The 18,472-nt window shown below is 40.6% G+C and carries 25 protein-coding genes; 2 read left to right on the forward strand and 23 right to left on the reverse strand.

Going from position 1 to position 18,472, the window contains the following annotated elements:
* Positions 1 to 336: 336 nt before the first annotated feature.
* From I6N95_RS09490 to I6N95_RS09600, 23 genes are all read right to left on the reverse strand, one after another.
* The gene (locus I6N95_RS09490; protein ID WP_209526994.1) at positions 337 to 804 is read right to left on the reverse strand and encodes a hypothetical protein; all 468 of its coding nucleotides are present in this window, start codon (positions 802 to 804) and stop codon (positions 337 to 339) included.
* A gap of 436 nt (positions 805 to 1,240) precedes the next feature.
* The gene (rpsI, locus tag I6N95_RS09495) at positions 1,241 to 1,633 is read right to left on the reverse strand and encodes a 30S ribosomal protein S9 (RefSeq protein ID WP_209526996.1); all 393 of its coding nucleotides are present in this window, start codon (positions 1,631 to 1,633) and stop codon (positions 1,241 to 1,243) included.
* A gap of 13 nt (positions 1,634 to 1,646) precedes the next feature.
* Entirely contained in the window at positions 1,647 to 2,075 is a 429-nt protein-coding gene (gene rplM, locus I6N95_RS09500) for a 50S ribosomal protein L13 (protein ID WP_245249373.1), read from the reverse strand.
* Between the two features lie 180 nt (positions 2,076 to 2,255).
* A complete protein-coding gene (gene truA, locus I6N95_RS09505; RefSeq protein ID WP_209526999.1) occupies positions 2,256 to 3,002 on the reverse strand; it encodes a tRNA pseudouridine(38-40) synthase TruA in 747 nt (248 codons plus the stop codon).
* 59 nt (positions 3,003 to 3,061) lie between these two features.
* Complete coding sequence (locus tag I6N95_RS09510) at positions 3,062 to 3,859, reverse strand: energy-coupling factor transporter transmembrane component T family protein (RefSeq protein ID WP_209527001.1); 798 nt, start codon at positions 3,857 to 3,859, stop codon at positions 3,062 to 3,064.
* Positions 3,856 to 4,728 carry an energy-coupling factor ABC transporter ATP-binding protein gene (locus tag I6N95_RS09515; RefSeq protein WP_209527004.1) on the reverse strand — a complete coding sequence of 291 codons (873 nt, stop codon included), beginning with the start codon at positions 4,726 to 4,728 and terminating at the stop codon, positions 3,856 to 3,858. The genes I6N95_RS09510 and I6N95_RS09515 overlap by 4 nt, the downstream gene beginning before the upstream one ends.
* Positions 4,704 to 5,543 (reverse strand): energy-coupling factor ABC transporter ATP-binding protein, encoded by an 840-nt coding sequence (locus I6N95_RS09520; RefSeq protein WP_209527006.1) that lies wholly within the window; start codon positions 5,541 to 5,543, stop codon positions 4,704 to 4,706. Before I6N95_RS09520 ends, I6N95_RS09515 begins: the two co-directional genes overlap by 25 nt.
* Positions 5,544 to 5,922: 379 nt before the next feature.
* Positions 5,923 to 6,891, reverse strand: coding sequence for an N-acetylmuramoyl-L-alanine amidase (locus I6N95_RS09525; RefSeq protein ID WP_209527008.1), 969 nt, complete (start codon positions 6,889 to 6,891; stop codon positions 5,923 to 5,925).
* Positions 6,884 to 7,180: a hypothetical protein gene (locus tag I6N95_RS09530; RefSeq protein WP_209527009.1), complete on the reverse strand. Its 297-nt coding sequence runs from the start codon at positions 7,178 to 7,180 to the stop codon at positions 6,884 to 6,886. The genes I6N95_RS09525 and I6N95_RS09530 overlap by 8 nt, the downstream gene beginning before the upstream one ends.
* A 16-nt stretch (positions 7,181 to 7,196) precedes the next feature.
* Positions 7,197 to 7,475, reverse strand: coding sequence for a hypothetical protein (locus I6N95_RS09535; protein WP_209527012.1), 279 nt, complete (start codon positions 7,473 to 7,475; stop codon positions 7,197 to 7,199).
* Between the two features lie 118 nt (positions 7,476 to 7,593).
* The gene (locus I6N95_RS09540) at positions 7,594 to 8,019 is read right to left on the reverse strand and encodes a hypothetical protein (protein WP_209527014.1); all 426 of its coding nucleotides are present in this window, start codon (positions 8,017 to 8,019) and stop codon (positions 7,594 to 7,596) included.
* A gap of 1 nt (position 8,020) precedes the next feature.
* Positions 8,021 to 8,269 carry a hypothetical protein gene (locus tag I6N95_RS27415; protein WP_209527016.1) on the reverse strand — a complete coding sequence of 83 codons (249 nt, stop codon included), beginning with the start codon at positions 8,267 to 8,269 and terminating at the stop codon, positions 8,021 to 8,023.
* A gap of 2 nt (positions 8,270 to 8,271) precedes the next feature.
* Positions 8,272 to 8,583 carry a hypothetical protein gene (locus I6N95_RS09550; RefSeq protein WP_209527018.1) on the reverse strand — a complete coding sequence of 104 codons (312 nt, stop codon included), beginning with the start codon at positions 8,581 to 8,583 and terminating at the stop codon, positions 8,272 to 8,274.
* A complete protein-coding gene (locus tag I6N95_RS09555; RefSeq protein WP_209527020.1) occupies positions 8,583 to 9,404 on the reverse strand; it encodes a BppU family phage baseplate upper protein in 822 nt (273 codons plus the stop codon). Before I6N95_RS09555 ends, I6N95_RS09550 begins: the two co-directional genes overlap by 1 nt.
* Before the next feature lie 16 nt (positions 9,405 to 9,420).
* Complete coding sequence (locus I6N95_RS09560) at positions 9,421 to 12,177, reverse strand: phage tail spike protein (RefSeq protein ID WP_209527022.1); 2,757 nt, start codon at positions 12,175 to 12,177, stop codon at positions 9,421 to 9,423.
* Complete coding sequence (locus tag I6N95_RS09565) at positions 12,174 to 12,938, reverse strand: distal tail protein Dit (RefSeq protein ID WP_209527024.1); 765 nt, start codon at positions 12,936 to 12,938, stop codon at positions 12,174 to 12,176. Before I6N95_RS09565 ends, I6N95_RS09560 begins: the two co-directional genes overlap by 4 nt.
* 14 nt (positions 12,939 to 12,952) lie before the next feature.
* Positions 12,953 to 14,551 (reverse strand): phage tail protein, encoded by a 1,599-nt coding sequence (locus I6N95_RS09570; RefSeq protein ID WP_209527026.1) that lies wholly within the window; start codon positions 14,549 to 14,551, stop codon positions 12,953 to 12,955.
* A gap of 56 nt (positions 14,552 to 14,607) precedes the next feature.
* Complete coding sequence (locus I6N95_RS09575; protein WP_209527028.1) at positions 14,608 to 14,892, reverse strand: hypothetical protein; 285 nt, start codon at positions 14,890 to 14,892, stop codon at positions 14,608 to 14,610.
* A 59-nt stretch (positions 14,893 to 14,951) separates the two neighbouring features.
* Positions 14,952 to 15,308 carry a tail assembly chaperone gene (locus tag I6N95_RS09580; RefSeq protein WP_209527031.1) on the reverse strand — a complete coding sequence of 119 codons (357 nt, stop codon included), beginning with the start codon at positions 15,306 to 15,308 and terminating at the stop codon, positions 14,952 to 14,954.
* 49 nt (positions 15,309 to 15,357) lie between these two features.
* The gene (locus tag I6N95_RS09585; protein ID WP_209527232.1) at positions 15,358 to 15,864 is read right to left on the reverse strand and encodes a phage major tail protein, TP901-1 family; all 507 of its coding nucleotides are present in this window, start codon (positions 15,862 to 15,864) and stop codon (positions 15,358 to 15,360) included.
* A gap of 17 nt (positions 15,865 to 15,881) precedes the next feature.
* Positions 15,882 to 16,043, reverse strand: coding sequence for a hypothetical protein (locus tag I6N95_RS09590; protein WP_209527032.1), 162 nt, complete (start codon positions 16,041 to 16,043; stop codon positions 15,882 to 15,884).
* Between the two features lie 178 nt (positions 16,044 to 16,221).
* Positions 16,222 to 16,626, reverse strand: coding sequence for a hypothetical protein (locus I6N95_RS09595; RefSeq protein WP_209527034.1), 405 nt, complete (start codon positions 16,624 to 16,626; stop codon positions 16,222 to 16,224).
* Between the two features lie 45 nt (positions 16,627 to 16,671).
* A complete protein-coding gene (locus I6N95_RS09600) occupies positions 16,672 to 17,001 on the reverse strand; it encodes a hypothetical protein (RefSeq protein WP_209527036.1) in 330 nt (109 codons plus the stop codon).
* A 325-nt stretch (positions 17,002 to 17,326) separates the two neighbouring features.
* Here I6N95_RS09600 and I6N95_RS09605 point away from each other — a divergent pair, with 325 nt between their 5' ends.
* Together I6N95_RS09605 and I6N95_RS09610 are read left to right on the forward strand one after the other, a co-directional pair.
* Complete coding sequence (locus I6N95_RS09605) at positions 17,327 to 17,650, forward strand: helix-turn-helix domain-containing protein (RefSeq protein ID WP_209527039.1); 324 nt, start codon at positions 17,327 to 17,329, stop codon at positions 17,648 to 17,650.
* Positions 17,622 to 18,320 carry an ImmA/IrrE family metallo-endopeptidase gene (locus tag I6N95_RS09610; RefSeq protein WP_209527041.1) on the forward strand — a complete coding sequence of 233 codons (699 nt, stop codon included), beginning with the start codon at positions 17,622 to 17,624 and terminating at the stop codon, positions 18,318 to 18,320. The genes I6N95_RS09605 and I6N95_RS09610 overlap by 29 nt, the downstream gene beginning before the upstream one ends.
* The last annotated feature ends 152 nt before the right edge of the window (positions 18,321 to 18,472 follow it).

Raw genomic sequence — 18,472 nt, forward strand, 5'->3', positions numbered from 1 at the left:
CTTAATACTATTGCTCTTTGGCAAAATACAGACATACTTTTTGCCATCTTTTGGCCTCCTCTCTAAATTATTTCTCGTTTATTTTACAGTTTTTTGGAGAAGAAGTAAGGGAGAATAAGCGGATACTTGCTGAATATCTTACAGTGAAAGGACGCCTTCCAAAGTTTTGAAAAATGCTTTAACTCTCTTCTTAATCATGTGTCTACTTTTTGAAATTTTCGCATCATTTAACAATCATGTTTTGGTGTATCTCTCTTTTTACTTTTGCTAACGAATTATTTATTATCAATTATCTCTAACTATTTCTCTTGTTCATTCATTTTTCACCTTGTTTCCTTAGTCCATACCATAACTACTATACATTTGAAGGTCGGGATTTTCATGTTTTTCAAATTCGTTTCGAGAAACATCATCAAACTTAAAAGTTTTAATATCAAATTTTTCATAATAAGTGTTGTTCTCCCCATCTGCTCTACTTCCATGAACATTAACAGATTTTACATACCAAATTTTCTTTGTGTTCTTACTGTTATGATCAATATATACATAAACCTCATCGTTTGTTTTTATATCTAAAATATAAGCTAATATATTGAAATCTAAATTCGTCAGGCTCATATCATAATATTCTTGATAGTAATCATCACCATTAAAATGATTATCTCCTCTTTTATACCTATTAGCTGCCTTTTCTATAAATTCTAATTGAAGACTTGTTTCATTGTTAACATTATAGAAAAAAATTAGAACTATCGTAAAAGAGATTCCTAAAATAAAAAAGAATAAATACGCTAATTTTTTCATGTTATTTTCCTTTCCAATACGTGAAGAACATATCCTTCGAATTTGAGTCCTTACACTAGTTTGTAAAACCGTTATAAACCCTGGCTTTCTTTTTTTGAGACACCGTTAAAACAACTACCTATCTCATCTGCAAGATAGCCAAAAGTTTATTTTTCGTTTCCGAACCTTACGTTTAAACACCCAAAAACGAACAACCTTCTTACATTTTTACCACTCATCAAAAACTTTTTTATAAGGCAACATATTTAACTCAAATTGATAAAGAGTTAATGTCAAACTAGGGTCATGACTTTATTCTAGTCAACCATACCGATGTAGACACCATTGAAAACAGAGACAGATGTTTAAGTTGATATGTCACTAAAGATTTAGAACTAGAAAAAAAAAGACACCCTCCAAAACTGGAAAGTGCCTTGAACCGTTGATATATAACATATTAACGTTTTGAGAATTGTGAAGCTTTACGAGCTTTCTTAAGACCTGGTTTCTTACGTTCGACCATACGTGAGTCACGAGTAAGTAATCCTTTAGATTTAAGAGCGCTACGGAAGTCTGGATCAACTTCTAATAAAGCACGAGCAATCCCATGACGAGTTGCGCCAGCTTGACCAGAATAACCTCCACCATTTACGTTTACGAAAACGTCATATGCACCTTCTGTTGCTGTTGCAGCGAAAGGTTGGTTAACCACTTCACGTAAATCAGCATGTGGAATGTATTCAGTAATGTCTTTTTTGTTCATAATGATTTTACCTGTACCGGGTACTAAACGTACGCGCGCTACAGCATTTTTACGACGGCCTGTGCCGATATATTGTACTTTAGCCAATGAATTTCCCTCCTTAAATTAGGTTAGTGATATCTAATACTTCTGGTTGTTGTGCTTGATGTGGATGTTCAGATCCAGCATACACGTGTAATTTAGACAATTGTTGACGACCTAAAGTTTTCTTAGGTAGCATGCCTTTTACAGATGTCTCAATCAAACGACGAGAATTTTTCTCACGCAATTCACCAGCTGAGACAGATTTTAATCCACCTGGGTATTGGCTATGACGGTAATAGATTTTGTCACTTGCTTTGTTACCTGTTAATTTGATTTTTTCTGCATTGATCACGATTACGAAATCACCAGTATCCACATGAGGTGTGAATGTTGGTTTATTTTTACCACGTAGGATTGACGCAACAACTGCTGAAAGACGTCCCATTGGGATATCAGTTGCATCTACTACGTACCATTTACGTTCTACTTCGCCAGCTTTGGCCATATATGTTGTACGCACGTTTGTTTCCTCCAATTTATAAGTCTGATGTTTGACACAATAAGTTTCCGGGGCTCATCGTGGGGCAAACAATACCATTTACCATAATACGCCCAAAACAGCATAATGTCAATGCATTTATGCGACTTATCACGATTTTTTTTATATAACTACTTATTAATATCCTCATTCTGATGGATACTTAACTTCCATTAAGTACAACCCTTCTGGATGAGCAGTTGGTCCAGCTTGATTGCGATCTAGGCTGGCGATAATTTTCGGCATGTCATGTGGTTCCAACTGACCATTGCCGATCTTGATTAGCGTTCCCACCAAAATTCTGACCATTTTATACAAAAAGCCATCACCGCGAAAGATAAATATCAACTCATTATCTCCAATTTCTGTTACGGAGGCTTCATAAATTGTCCTTACCTTGTTTTCCACGGAGGTGCCTGTCGAACAAAAGGCCGAAAAATCATGGGTACCAAGTACATATTGAACAGCTTCTTGCATTTTCACCAAATCCAAAGGATGGCGGTAATGAGCAGCATAAAACCGTTTAAACGGTGTTCGTGGTTTCCCAATATCCAAATGATAGTGGTAGGTTTTTTCCACTGCCTCGTAGCGCGCATGAAATGTTTCAGCAACCTTTTCCACAGAACGAACGGCAATATCTGCGGCACTTTGGGTATCTAACGCATGGCGCAACTTTTCTGCATCACGTTCTGGATAGTCAAAATGAATGACTTGTCCCCAAGCATGAACGCCTGAATCCGTTCGCCCAGACCCATGAATGGTAACCTGTTGCCCATTGTTTAGCTTTTTTAAGGTCTTTTCAATTTCTGCTTGAACAGTATTGCCATTTTCTTGGCTTTGAAACCCACAATAGTTAGTGCCGTCATAGGCCACAACGGCTTTATATCTCGGCATATCATGTCCCCTCCTTTAATTAAAAAGAGCAGTTCTCTCAAAGAGGACTGCTCTACAGTTTAATATCTTAAGTAAACCAGTGCAACCGTCAATAAGGCATAAATTAACACGGCCAGCGTGTCCCGCCCTTGCCAATGAAGCACGCGATATTTCGTGCGGCCTTCACCACCCTGATATCCTCGAGCTTCCATAGCAATGGCTAGATCTTCCGCTCGATTAAAACTACTGACAAATAGAGGGATTAGTAACGGCACGATCGCTTTCATCCGCTGAGCCAAGTTACCTTCACCAAAATCGACGCCACGTGCTCGTTGAGCGTTCATGATTTTTTCAGTTTCATCCATTAAGGTTGGAACAAAACGCAAGGCAATCGACAGCATCAAAGACACTTCATGAGCTGGAAACCTCACAACTTTAAGCGGTCGTAATAAATATTCAATCGCATCTGACAAAGCCAATGGCGGTGTCGTTAAAGTTAATAACGTGGACATAAAAATAATTAAGACGAAGCGACAAAAGATGAACGCCCCATTCATCAAGCCCAACTCAGTGATGGCAATGATTCCAAATCGGAAATACTCCCTACCGCCAGTGGTAAACAACACTTGTAAGATGACCGTAAATAAAATTAACCAAATCAAGGGCTTTACGCCACGAATGAAAAACTTAATGCTCACTTTCGATAACACTATCACCGCTACTGTAAAGGTAAACATCAACAAATAGGACTGCCAATTATTGCATAAGAAAATAATTCCGATAAAGTAAAAACTCGTCATTAGTTTCGCCCGTGGGTCCATGTTATGAATCAATGAATCACCAGGGATATAGCGTCCAAAAATTAATTTATCCATCATTGGCTCTCACCTGCCTGACCTGCATTGATTTGCTTAAGAGCCAAAGCCAATTCTTTGGTTGTTAAGGGTAAACGATCAAAAACAACCCCTTTGTCTGCTAAACGCTGTGAAAAAGCTGTCGCTGTCGGCACTCCTAGATGTTTATCTTTTAGCCATTGAATGTCAGCAAAAACATCCCGAGGTTCCCCTTGTTTTACGACGGTTCCGTCTTCCAATACAATCACATAATCGGCATAATTAGCCACATCATCCATCATATGAGTGACAAGGACCACTGTTAACCCACGTTCTTTATGGAGTCGATCAAACATCTCCAACATCTCCAGCCGCCCTTGAGGATCTAAGCCGGCTGTTGGCTCATCTAAGACGAGAACGCTTGGTTCCATGGCTAATACTCCTGCAATCGCCACTCTGCGCATCTGACCACCAGAGAGCTCAAAAGGAGAGCGCTCCATGTAACTCTCATCAAGTCCCACCATCTCAAGTGTTTCTTTGACGATTTCCTGAGCTCGTTCATCGGTCACACCAAAATTCTTCGGACCAAAGGCGATGTCTTTTGCCACAGTTTCTTCAAAGAGTTGAGCTTCAGGAAATTGAAACACAATGCCTACTTCTTTGCGAATACTTTTCAAATTTTTGTTGTTGGTCTCTGGTGTAATCACCCGATCACCAATTTCCACTTGCCCTTCAGTTGGCTTGACCAGGGCATTTAAATGTTGCAGCAGGGTCGATTTTCCACTACCGGTATGTCCAACAATTGCAGTATAGGACCCTTCTTTAATTTCCAGATTAATATCTGACAGGGCCCGGTGTTGAAACGGTGTCCCTGGCTGGTAGGTAAACCCTACTTGTTTAAAACGGATGTCCATAACCAGTTCACCATCCCTTCTTCAGACATGTATGTTGCTGGCACGTCAATGCCTAGATCGGTTAATTCTATCTTTAATTTTTCTGGAAATGGTAAATCCAAGCCCATGGCAACCAGTTTTTCACCAGCTGAAAAGATTTCTTCTGGTGTACCTTCTTGAACTAATTCGCCAGCTTTCATCACTAAGACCCGATTAGCGTTAGCCGCTTCATCAATGTCATGGGTAATCGAAATAACGGTTAGATTTTTTTCTTCTTTTAACTGTTGAATGGTGGAAATAACTTCTAATCGTCCTTTAGGATCAAGCATGCTCGTCGCCTCATCTAAAATAATGACGTCTGGACTGAGTGCTACAACTCCTGCTATTGCTACTCGTTGTTTTTGTCCGCCAGATAAGCGAGCAGGTTCTTTGGTTTTAAATTCACTCATGCGAACTTTCTCCAAAGCGTTGTTAACCCGTTTGACCATCTCTTCACGAGGCACCCCTTGATTCTCTAAACCAAAAGCCACATCATCCTCAACGGTTGAACCAACAAATTGATTATCAGGATTTTGAAAAACCATGCCAATTTTTTTACGAATATCCCAAACATTGGCTTCGTTTAGCTCTAAACCACCGACAGTCACCTTACCTTCACTCGGCAAGATTAACCCATTAATCGTTTTTGCTAATGTTGACTTACCAGATCCATTATGTCCGATAATCGCCACCCATTCGCCTTGATTAATTGAAAAAGAAATATCATTTAGAGCCGAAACAGCTTGGTCTTCCTGATATTTAAAACTAATATGATCGATCTCTATAATTGGTTTCATGAATGTCCCTCACAATTTCTATGACTCACACAATTTCTTTTCTACAAAAGAAAGCCAACTTAGAAAAGTCAGCTTTAATCAAGTATAACACTAACAAAAAAATAGCAAAGTTTCAATGATATGATCTTATAACTGCACTAAATTACCTTATAAGTGAATACTTAACGGCTCTTTTTATTTTAATAAACCATAATGTTCTTTTACTTTAACCCACATATGGCTCAACACGACTAAGCCACTTGTCTATAATAGCATATTCTTAAGGAAATTCCATCATCTTGTGCCCTTTTTCCCATTAATTTAATGAATAAAACACTTTATGTCAAGACACCTTAAAAAACCTAGGCCTCAAAGGAAGACAACTAGGTTTTTTAACGAGTTAGGCCTGCTTAAGATTGATCGTATTGACGGCTGCCGTTACTTGTCCATTTTTACCGATCACCACTCTGTTACCTTTAATTTCCATGACTTCATAAATACCTTGTGTGGCTAAAGGGACTCCTTGATAATCCACCGCTTTAATCAACGTTACTTTCGCCCCTATTTTTAGAGAAGAACTTGGATTTGGCACATTTTCTTTGGCAACTAATTCTGAACCAAAACCACCGACACAGTCTTGCGATAACACCCACCCAATCGGCTTCTCTTGATTATACAGCAAATACTCGCAATTCGAAAAAGATTGCTTGGTCGGTCGCTCTTGGCGATAAGTAAAGGTCTTACCTTTTACCCATTCGGCAATTTTCACTCCTTTACTGGAAGAGCTCCAATGGCTAGCATGAGCCGCAACCGTCACCTTTTTATCTGTTACGATTGGCTTTGTTTGACTGACTGCGCCTCCAGAAATGGCTTCGGCCAAAGCCTTTGCCAACGACTCCATATTGCCAATCGTCTTATTTCGATCCGCTTCATTTGTAATAAACCCTAATTCCAATAAACGATAGGCAATACCACGTTGCGCAGCTACATTTAAATTTTGTAAATCATTACGCATTGAAAACCCACTTGGAGTGCCAGTCCAAATTCCAATAGTACTCCCGATAACTTCCTTCAACCGAACGTCCAAACTATCTGCTGAAAAACCTTTAGCAATAATAACGTGTCCACCGCAAGCGTTGAGATTAGCGGCACCATCCATATGAAACTCGATCACATTTTGATACTTGGTAGAAGCTAATCCGTTTTGCTGGTAACAGTCTTTTGTCTGATTGTAGCTGTCCACTTTATCAGGAATTAGCTGTTTAATTTTACTTACCAGTTGGCGCATGGTGGCTGCCTCATTATAACCACCACCACTAGCTCCCGGATCCCCTTGTCCATGGCCTGGAACTAATAAAATTTTAGTCATTTGGCTGTCTCTTTTGACTTGGCACAAAGGTATCTTTCACAAAGTCATAGGCACCACTTGAGGCAAACCCACCGATGATTCCCAAACCAATTGAATAAAAATAATCGCCATAATGCAAGCTAAAAACACTTCCAATAACGGCTCCGATAATGGTAGCCGTCGCAGGCAACCAGCGTTTCTCAATCATTCCTGTATAATTTGTGACAAACACACAGATCAGGCAAATAATCGCTGTTGAAAGAATTTGGTTTTCTCCGTACTGTGACATCCACTCTAGAATTACGTCCATTTCCGTTTCCCCTTTCTCATCTCTCTATTTTCACTTTAATATCGTGAATTTCTTCTGATACTTTTTTGATTGTTTCACTTGTTTCTTTGACCGTATTGGAAATATTTCCCATCATTTCTGATTGCTTTGCAATAAAACTTTGCTGTTCCGCAATCACTCTGGTTTTATCTTCAAGTTGAACGTTGTAACGTTTTTCTCGTTCGTCATTCTTCTTCATCACCCAAACAAACAACGAGACGAAGAGTATCCCAAAGCTGATTTCTGTGGCATTTGACAGCAAATTTTCGATTCCCATTGGCTCACCTCCTTGTATAAAAATAACAATTAGCGCGATTGAGCTGTCACGCTAATTGTTGAACATCGCAGATGATTTTTTTCAATTCTAAAAATAATCAACCACGCTTAAGTTAAAACTAAATTGACCAAACCTCAAAAAGCATCATGTTATACGCAGCGTTACTTGGAGTAGGGTTTGTATTATTATTGTGCCCTTTAAGTACACTGTCACTAACCTCAATTAACTTAACTGAATACGTCGAGGTTGCTCCTGCATGAGGTAACCAATCAGCTCGTAAGCCTAATCCAACTTCTTTAGGAATAAAAACCGAACCATACCAATTTTTTTGAATACCAGCTGCATTATAACGCCCATATTTCAATAACCAACCATTAGCACATTCACTTAACTTTTTTTTCGGAGTAACAGTTTGCCCTTCTTCCATCAGTAATCCACCGGACCATAATAATTCACCTTTTGTTCCGATCCCCTCAACCGCCTGTACATGTGTCTTAATATATTTTTTCTGTCCATTTTCTACTAATTGTACGATATCTGCCATATTAAACCGTCCCCACTTTCTCAAAAGTAATAGTGTTGTTGCCAGCTGGTCCTTGTGGGCCGATTGGACCTGTTGCGCCAGCCGCTCCCGCGTCGCCCTTAATTCCTTGAGGGCCTGTTGCCCCCGTTGCCCCTGTGTCGCCTTTGGGTCCCTGTGGGCCAGTAATAGTACTGAGACCTAGTACTGCTTTCGCATGGGTTTGAGGGTAAACCTCAACTCCCGCATTTTTCACTTTTACGATATCTACCATCGTTATTCATCCACCTTTTCCAATGAAATTCCATTATTAATATGTTCAATTAATTCTTTTAAGTCTCGATACATTTCGGCTGTCAACATCCCATCTTGGGTCTCCGAAGCTATTGGTACACCTGACTCTGTGATTCCCAAATCCTGAGCAGTCAGTAAAACATGGCCCGTCTTTCCATTGACCGATTTGACTAACACGTCTTGATTGCCGACGGCATCTAAGCCTTCAACAGCCGAAACATGGGTGACCGGATAAATTTGCCGATTTACGCCACTGTCATCTTTTTCCATGATGCGTTTGATTTCAATTCCCACTATAATTCACCGACTTTCTCAAGATAAAAGGTATCTTGAATTGGATTACCAATCTCTGCGATAACCAAACCTGGCAAGAAATTATCTGCTATTACGGAGCCTTCTTTAATCACTTGATAATTCCGACTGAAACGATCATCTTGAAGGGTTTGTAACGTCATAATTTCTCCATAAGACAACGTGTAATAGGATTCTTCCAAATGGTTTAAGCGCCCCCCTAAATCAGTAAAAGTTTCTCCGAAAAATTGCGATTTGCGCGCAGCCACAACTTCTTGGTTAGTTGTGTTTAAAAGCTGCGACACACTGATGAGTTCCTGCTTAAGTTGATTGACTTGATTGCCTAGTTCAACTGCCGCATCGTCTCCTAATGTGTCTTTGATTTCCTCAATCCACTGTTTCATTTCATCAACGAGATCTTGAGCCGATTGCCAGTACGCTCCCGTATCAAACTTAAGGGCTGCTGGACTTGGCATCACTACGTATGTAAAATCTTGAGTTGTTCCAATAATCTGATCATCTTTTTTAAAACAAAAATTTCCTCGCTGTTTGCCAGTGCTTTGCATACAATACTCATCCATCACTAGTCGGATCATACTATTTTGTTCATCAATCACTTCCGCTTTTACTTCTACTGGCAACTGATTAATCACCGTTTGAAAGTAGACGTCATATTGATTTAAATGCGGAAACAACTCATGTTGCTGACTAATTTGAAAATCAAAGATCTCTGTTTGGTGATTTCCTTGTCGAACTTTAATTAGACCTAGGTGGTTATATGGTTCTGTGGTGCTTAAAATCCCTTGCCATTTTGCTTGAATCATGTCATCTCTCCTTTCTTTACTCCAATATATATGGCCTTGGATTTTCAAATCCTTCATTGCTTGGCCAAACATCGTTCATTATCTGAAAATGACAATGTTCCCCTGTTGACGGACCTGTGGTGCCCATAACGGCAATCTGTTGACCTTGAGCCACCTGTTGGCCGATCTTGACGTTTAATGACGAGTTGTGAGCGTAACCGGTGTATTTGCCGTTAGGATGCTTCATCACAATGTACAAACCATACCAGTCTGGATAATTGCCCGCTACCACTACCTCACCGGCCATCGCTGCATAGATAGGAGTATTGGGATTGCCATTAACTAAATCAATCCCGTTATGAAGTTCGTCCACATGAGGTGGTCTGGGACTAACACGCCAACCAAATTCACTCGTCACCGTAATCGGCCCCGAAATGGGTGGTTTAAAGGCGGTCCCCATAACTGGTGGTTTTAACTCTTTAAATTTGTTATACCACCCGTAAGCATTTTGAACCCGTTCTCCCGACGCTTCTACACCAGCCCGTTCGAAGTTCTTCAAAAAGGCCATGGTGGCTGAGTCAATGTTAGTCATTTGTTTAAACATGGCCCAAGTTTGCGGGAATTCGCCCGTTGGAATCCACTGACCGTTTTTAGCATGCCAGTCGATTAATTTCATTTGCCCTTGAATGGTATCTGGCTTATCTTTAATCTGGGCCTGATCCATCAAGCCAATCATGTAATCTCTACCCGTATAAGTTTTGGTCGAATCCGTCCATTGGACCAATCCATATCCATAACCTGGCACTCCTGGACGTTCATTAGCTGTTGGGCTCATATCACCTGTTTCCCGTTGAATATTGCCCATCATGCCAGCCGTTGATTCTTTAGTGTGGCCTTGATTAATGGCTGTTATCCATATTTCCCAGGCCCGTTTATCAATAGCTGTCGTCACTTCTGGCGGATACTGCCCATCCCAGTTGTTATTTCCTCCAGAACCGCCTGGCGTCACTTCCTGACCGTTTAATGTCAATCTACCATTAATATTAAGATCTCCATCGTGTTGCCACTTTCCTCGACTGTTAATCAAGGGCTTGTTGGAATTGGACTCTTTGGGAATCTGAATCACATAGGTACTGCCACCATCATTAAGATTAGATGTATTTAGAGATAAAATTTCATTTTTTCCTTGCTGCAGGGCCACTCCGTTGGCCTTCCCTGTGGCTGAGCTGTAACTGGCAAATAAGGAGCCAATCACCTCATTATCATCATTTAAAATACTTAACATGCCGTTCTTCAAGCGAACTTTATGATTGTCACCGTCTGTTGTAATCGTTGAACCAGTAATTGTAACGCCTATGATATCAATTGCACGTAAAACACCGGCTTTAATATAGTTAGCGTTGAATGCACCATCAATCGACCAGGCTGGTTTAAAATCAGTCATGTCAAAAGGCCCCTCAATAAAACCGATCCCTTGACTATTTGCCACCAAAAAATTATCGCTGGCATCTAGTGAAGGGCCATTCATCCAAACCATTTGATTCGGTACCCGACTGTCTGATTCCCCCGTATCTGAAGGATTCATCATGATAATCGAACCACCTTTAGCCCCTCTCACAACATCGGACTGCCATTTGGCAATGTCTTCCGATTCCTGAAAGGTCATCTTGCGTTCATCCAAGGCTTTTAACTCGTGATGAATGGTTGCTGTATTTCGCGAGGCGCTTTTGGTCATGTTATCTCCTAACCCAGCCTCACTTTTGCCAGTTAACCGGTCTTTTTTGACTTTAAAAACACGGGTTTCATAATGATAGCCACGATCAGCGCGATGAACGGTAACCCAATTCCCAATCGCATCACCACTTAAGGTAGTGGTTTTAAACTGAACTAAGGGCCGTGAGCATGCCACTAATTCCTCATAGGTTCGTTCTAACAATTTTTCGGGATTATCTTCATTGTCAAAGATAACCACTTTTTCTCGTTTGCCCATACTTCCGTCACTCATGGGAATGCCATAAGCGGCGGTCATCTCTGGCAGTTCTAGCCATTGTTGGCCTTTTGGTTTATTTAAGGGGTTGCCGCGGCTTTTTTTCCATTCAACCTCTTTAAAATCAAGCTTCTTCCCTTGTCCATCCCCAACGTCTTGGCTCTTTCCCCGACCGATCAGTGAGGTATATATCTGACTGCGGTCTTGCTCTCTAATAATACTTAAGGCTTTCTCGCCATAGGTAAAACGGGTGTTACTGACTTCACCTATCTGCTGATAGATATCCATCCATTTACGGCTAATGCCCCGCCCTTCCAACTGACACTTAAAGACAATTTCACAGCCGAGTGCTTGTAATTGTTTGAGTGCTTCTTTAATTGAAAGATAACTAAACTCACCACTGACAGCAGCCAAACGATCGTCCACATAGCCTACCGTCCAATCCGTACCTTTTACTAAGAGCTGAGCCACAGATTTGACAGAGCGTTCCTTAACTTGAAGGTTCTCGACGACGTAACCAGCCAACTCATCTGGGGCGAATCCTACGCCTGTAAAGGTGAGTTGGTCACCTGAATCAGATGAATGGTATATTCGGTACATGTAGAAAGATAAGTCCAGTTCTCTGACGGCCATATAAGCGGCCTCTTTAAGCTCATCATGATAATCCACAACCACAGATAAGGTATCGTTCAACAGCTCAGACTTGGCCGTTGTTATTTCCTGCTCCTGAATCACTTCTGTCAGGGCTTGTTCTGACACTACTTTCATTAAACGCTGAGCGTCATTAAAAAAATAGACATTACTCATAAACTCACCTCGCGATAAGTGACCTTTAACTCCCCATTATTACTAGTAATTGTTTGGCCTTGGGCCAGATAGAAGTCTTCAAAGCTACTGTTTAAATCCAGATAATAGGTTCTGTTTTGCCCATTGACTAAAATTTTTCCTTCTTTAAAGTCAACTTCAACTCGATCCCCCTCATTAAAGACCATTTGGCTCATGGAGATCTTTTGGGAGCCATTGGAAATCAGTAAATTGCCTTTTTTTCGTGTGGTAACACTGATTGTATCTGGTTTTGTTCGATAGCTGAACGTGCCCCCAATAAACCCTGTTGAGGTAAACTCTTTCGTATATTTCCGTGGATCTTGGCAATAAATATCAAAACTGGAGACGATGGTGTAACTGTCTCCGGTAATTTCCTCTGATGCCGAGTACCTGCCGAGATAATGCACATCCCGTTCATCATTAAAGTAGACGATCACGTCACGTTCCCGGTATAAATAGGCCATTAATCGGCGATAATTAACCAGCAACTCCTCCGCATTTTCATGTCGCAGTTGATAATGAACCGTTAGCCTTCGCTGAGGAAGAGTTTGCTTGTAAATCACCGTCCCTGTTTTGCGACTGTCTGCTTCAATCTCCAGTGAAAGCATTTCACGGCCACTGACAGACAGTGTCCGATAACCGTCAATGGCTTCTTCAAAAAACAGACCGTCGTAATTCATGGCAGATGTTGGTAAAGAGTCTTGATTGGGTTGTGTCACTGTTGTGTCTTGAAAATGATACATAATTCTCCTCCTCTCTAAAAGGCTAAATTCAATTCTGTATTGCCGCCGATGGCTTGAGATATATCATCAACAAAGGCTCTAAACTGTTGATTTCCCAAATTAACGGTAAAGACTGCTGATTGCTTGTTTGGTGTTAGTAATAGCTCACTTTTAGCATGAATCGTTTGCTGATTACTGCTGTTTAAGGTCTTATCCAATTCAGACAATGAGGGGGTGGATAAAATACTATCCATCGCTCGTTTGATTTGAGCTTCTCCCGCATAAATCCCTGTGGCAATCGTGCCGCCAAAATTCAACTGATCAAGATCCGATAAGGGGCCTGTTTTAGCAGGTGAAAATGGCAAGAAATCACGAATTTTACCAACGATCGTGTCAATCGCATTGGTCACAAATTTAACGCCGGCCAAGATACCATCGCCAATCATTTTCACTAGGTTACCACCGGCATCTTTAAAGGTATTAAACCAACCAGCAATGATATTATAAGCACCTTCAATTCCTGTCCTAACAATCTCTTTCACACCTTCCCAAGCGGCTGTGACTGTTTCTTTGACGCCATTCCAAGCTCCCGACCAGTCACCGCTAATCAGACTCATCACCGTTGAAACAATGCCTTTGGCGATGTTTAAACCGGTTCGAATAACCGTGGCAATAACATTTAAAATAGTCGCTACATAGGTTTGAATTGTATTCCAAGTCCCTTGCCAGATGGCTTGAATGACACCTAGGACGACTCCTATTACCATTGAAATTCCATTGATCACACCTTCGATGATAGCTTTAATCCCATTCCAAATGGCACTAGCCACTGTTTTAATCGTTTCGTTATGTGCTGTCCAAAAGGCTGTTAAGGCACCCCAGACCGTTTGCACAATCATTGAAATAAATGTAACAATTGATGAGATAACTTCACTAATGGCTGACCACACATTTTCTGCTGCTAGCCGAACCTGATTATTGGAATCCGTCCACCACGTGACGATACTGCCCCAAACCTCTGAAATAAACGCGGCAATGGTGGTTATCACATTGCTGATGGTTTCCGATATCATCGTCCAAATTTCGATTACTGCCGTTCTAAAGCCTTCATTGGTGTTCCATAAGTAGATGAAACCAGCGACTAGTGCAACGATACCTGCAGCCAGTAACACCCAAGGTCCACCTACTAAGCCAGAGATGGCAGAGCCTAAGGCGCCAAAACCACCATTATTGGGGTCTGCAAATTCCATCATTAGAATTTGGGCAGTCTCCACACCACTTGACATTTGTCCTAACCCCTGGGTAAACACACCTAGGCCACTTCCCACAGTTTGAGCGGTGTCCAAAAATCCGGATACTTGCTGTAATGCTTGGCCAACTGCTTCGAAACCAAATGTCGCTGCAAACTCAGATAGTTGCGCATTAACACTGCTAGCATTACTTAAAAAATCACTGACTTTTCCAAGACCTGCGTTTAATTGCTTCGTCTGGTCATACAGTTTACCAGCCGCATCAACAGCTCCCCCGGAAGACCCACCACCTTTAGCGGCTCGCTGTTCAGCTCGGGCATTCATTCGCGAAAATAAATTTGTATCTGTTGCGGATAATATCGCTTCTACACTAAATAGTTCCACATGTTACCTCCTTTCTCTTATGAATTTATTAGGTCTTTCATGGGATGACCTGCTTTCTAGCGATTGGCTTTTCTCATTAATTGCGCGAATCGGGAGTCAGGCGTGTCCTCCATGAGGCCCAGAATTTCTTGCTCCCTCTTTTGATAATTAAAGAAGGCATTGAAATCTTTAAAGTAAGGCACTTCTTTTTTGCCTAACTTCTTCGTCGCCTGGACTTGCTGACCTAGCCAAGCTTGCAGATGGAAGTCGTATTCCTGATCCAGCTTTCTTAATTTAAAGGCGGTCACTCGCAGTTCAAATTCATAAGGTGTCATTCGTTCAATCGCTTTAATATCAGTCATTCCCAAACACCTTAATGAGAATATCTTGATTTTCTCGTACGTTTCTGCGGAACTTTCAGTTAATTCTTGGCTTTCTTCAGGCTTTCCCGTAAGTTTCGCATGGCTAACTTTCCCGCATTTGACTCAGCTAGTTCCTTCATTACTTCGTCAAATAGACCTTCGATATCTTCGACGCTGTCGATGTAATCATCTAAGATATCCTGTGAGACCTGATCTTCTTCAGTCAAATTACCTAAAAGTAGCACCGTAGAAAGAGTGTTGACGTTCGTTCCTTGTAATTCGGGAATTACTTTAGCCGATAAGCCAAAACCAAATTTGATTCCTTCTTGCTCCAAGGGTAATCGAGCATCAATTTCTCGCACAAATTTAGTGCCAAATTTAAATGAATATGTTTTTTTATTAATGATTAATTTCATTCCATTGCCTCCTAATTTAACTTGCTATCACTAGTTTCAATCGTAATAACTAGGCGTCAGCCGTTGTTGTGTCCTTAAAGACGTATTGAACTACTTCTGCCTGATCCTCAGATAATGAGGCGAAACCATCTTGTCCTGTCCCATTAATCGCAAATTCTAAGGATAATTCAACTCCATCTTCTGAATTTGCAGTTTGAGAGAAACTTGTGACAAACCCTTGGTAATAAGTGGCGGCGAACTTATCTTGATTGGCAGCCACTGTTCCTTTTTCTGATTTATCAATTTCCCAGATTTCAATTAACTCGCCGTCAATCAAGGCTTGGCGCATTTCCTTCACGTGAGCATCGCCTTTGGCAACGATTGAGGTGGCCGAAAACTCGTACTCCAGCTGAGCGATGCTTTGAACGGCACCGTCTTTCGTTGGGGCACTGCTGGCCTCACGACTCAAACCAATTTCATGCTCTGTTTGAAAGGCTAATTTCCATGCACCTTGTGCCGTTTCTTTTTTCAATAACCGGTATAATAAAATTACGTCAATTCCCTTTTTTGCTTCCAATGTCATCTTGCTTCCTCCTATTTTTCGAAATCGATGGTAACAGTCACTTTCATGATTTTACCCATTTCTTTTTTTGATTCTAATTGTTTTTGTACCCTAGCTAATTTCTGTTTAACGATTACATCTACTTCTGCATCAGTATACGTTCGTGACTTCTTTTGTGATTCGTTTTTTGCCATATCCGGATCGCCTCCATGTCTTTTAACGTCATTAAATGCTTGGACCAAAGATCCAGAGAAGGATAATGAAAAATAAGTATTGGTTGTCTTTTTATTTCCTTCTCTATCACCTTACACTCTTATCTTACTGCCAAACCCCCTTTGAAAATGGTAAATAAAAATCAGCAAACTGGTAAAATTACCACCCCAGTCGTTTAGCAATCTCATCGACGACCTTCTTTTCCAGCTTACGGCAGTTATCTTCCGAGTACCTCACCTCTTCTTTAAGAGAAATCGCCACCCAAGATAAGGACTCTTTGTTAAAATATCTGAACTCAATAATCGCTTGCGTTTCTGAAGTCGCTTTTCCAATTACCTCATCTATCACTTTTAATGCTAAACTTCTAAAATGAATTTGCTCATGAGATACAATTTTTATCACCGTGTCTGCCTCAAAAACTGAAAACTGATTGCTGCCATCTTCTGTGATTGTCAATAACGAGTGCCTTAATTCAGCCATTTCCTTTTTCATTTGAGGATAATCACTTAACATTTCTCTAACATGCTGACGCGCTTTGTTGCTAATTTTTATCTGTTCACTCATTCCTTATCAACTCCTCATCAATTTAACTGATTCCCTCTAAAAGGCTCAGAGTTTACGGCACTGCTTCTGACTGACACAAACACAGCCATTGCCCTCTCGATAATCAAAGACCTCTTGAATCGCCTGTAAATGCCTCTCGTGAAGATTTACTAAATAACTATGATCATAAATTTTAATCACCACTCCCATTAACTGCCGAAATCTTTTCTCATGAAAATCAAATAAGATTTCGTCTCCAACTCGAATTGTCTGACGTTCTACTAACCAGCGAGCTAATACTAGGCTGTAACGCTTTAAGATAGAGCGTCCCCTTTTGACAGGCAAACGGGCACGTCGCTCTTGATCCCCACTTATTCTTTCAATATCATGTTCCATCCGATTCCCTCCAATAAAAACTGTTGAAAATTACCTTTACTTCATCTGGCATTGTGTTAAAATAAAAATACGAACGTACGTTCTTTTTGATGGTTAAAAAAGAACCTAATTTTAGGTCAATTTCCATTATTTCTGAATATATTACCATTCTATTGTTAAAACTCAGAAAATATTCTATAATTAAGGCATAATAATAAGCCAAACCAGATTATTTGGTTAAATAAATTTAACTGACTACGTTATACGTTCTTGATAATTCCAATATATCACTGAATATTTTCTACGTCAACTAATATATATAAGAATATTTTCGGAGGAAGATACAATGACTGTCTTAGAGGTAATCAAAAGATTAGCAAATGAAAAGAACGTGAGTTTAGCAGAAGTCGAACGAGCGGTTGGTTTGTCCAATGGCGCTATTACCAAGTGGGCCAAAAGCTCTCCTTCTAGTGATAAGCTGGTTCGAATCGCCGATTATTTTAATGTCTCTGTGGACTACCTGTTAGGGCGAACAGACGACAGTACTGAAGATAAGAACTATTTTATGATACAACGTAAGGCCAAGCGGATGACCCCTGAACAGCGGGAGAAAACTTTGCGAATATTGGAGGCTACTTTTGATGACGATGAACTGTGGAACGACGACTAAACCCAATTTTAAACTGGCAAAAACCTTAGCATATGGCTTGCTTAAAACCAATCAGATTCAGGCATTTCCGGTTAACCCTTTTGCCCTGATTAAAAATGAGCCTAATGTCAGTCTTATTTCCTATTCGGATTTTGCCAAAAAAAGCCAGCTGACTCTCAACGAAGTGATTGAATTCACTCAGAGCTCTGACGGGGCAACAGCTTATTTGAAAGAGAAGGAACGCTACTTAATTTTTTATAATGATGGGATCAAACATGCCGGTAGAATCAATTATACGCTGGCCCATGAACTGGCTCACATTAAGTTGGGGCATTTAAGAAAGGGGAATACCTTTTCTCTCAGTCGTAACAATATCTACCTGAACGACAATCCAATTTTCGAAGCTGAAGCCGACACCTTAGCAGCAGAAGTACTCATCCCTTCTTTTTTAGTACGCAATCTCCCTGATGACGATGTGACCTATTTGTCGACTTTTTTTCTTGTTAGTCGTCAGTGTGCTAGGACAGCCTTGAATAACGTCAACTATGTGTCGCGCCGCTATTCCTCAAGTATTTTTGATGTCCCCCTGTATTTGAAAGGCCAAATGAAACCCTTTGTCATGGCCATTGAACAGAAAAAATTTCTCACCCAGTCTTATATCACCGATCAGCAATTAATTATGAGACGCTGATCTCAAACCAAAAAAAATAAGCCTGTAAGGGCTTTTTCTCATCTTTTTAAAATAACACCTTATGATGAGTGCATACTCTCTGGTAACACATTACCAGAGAGCAGCGACGAGCTAGACTCGGAGTCCTAGACTCCAACATCATAACACTCTAA

The organism is Vagococcus allomyrinae, assembly GCF_017829975.1.
Classification (GTDB): domain Bacteria; phylum Bacillota; class Bacilli; order Lactobacillales; family Vagococcaceae; genus Vagococcus_D; species Vagococcus_D allomyrinae.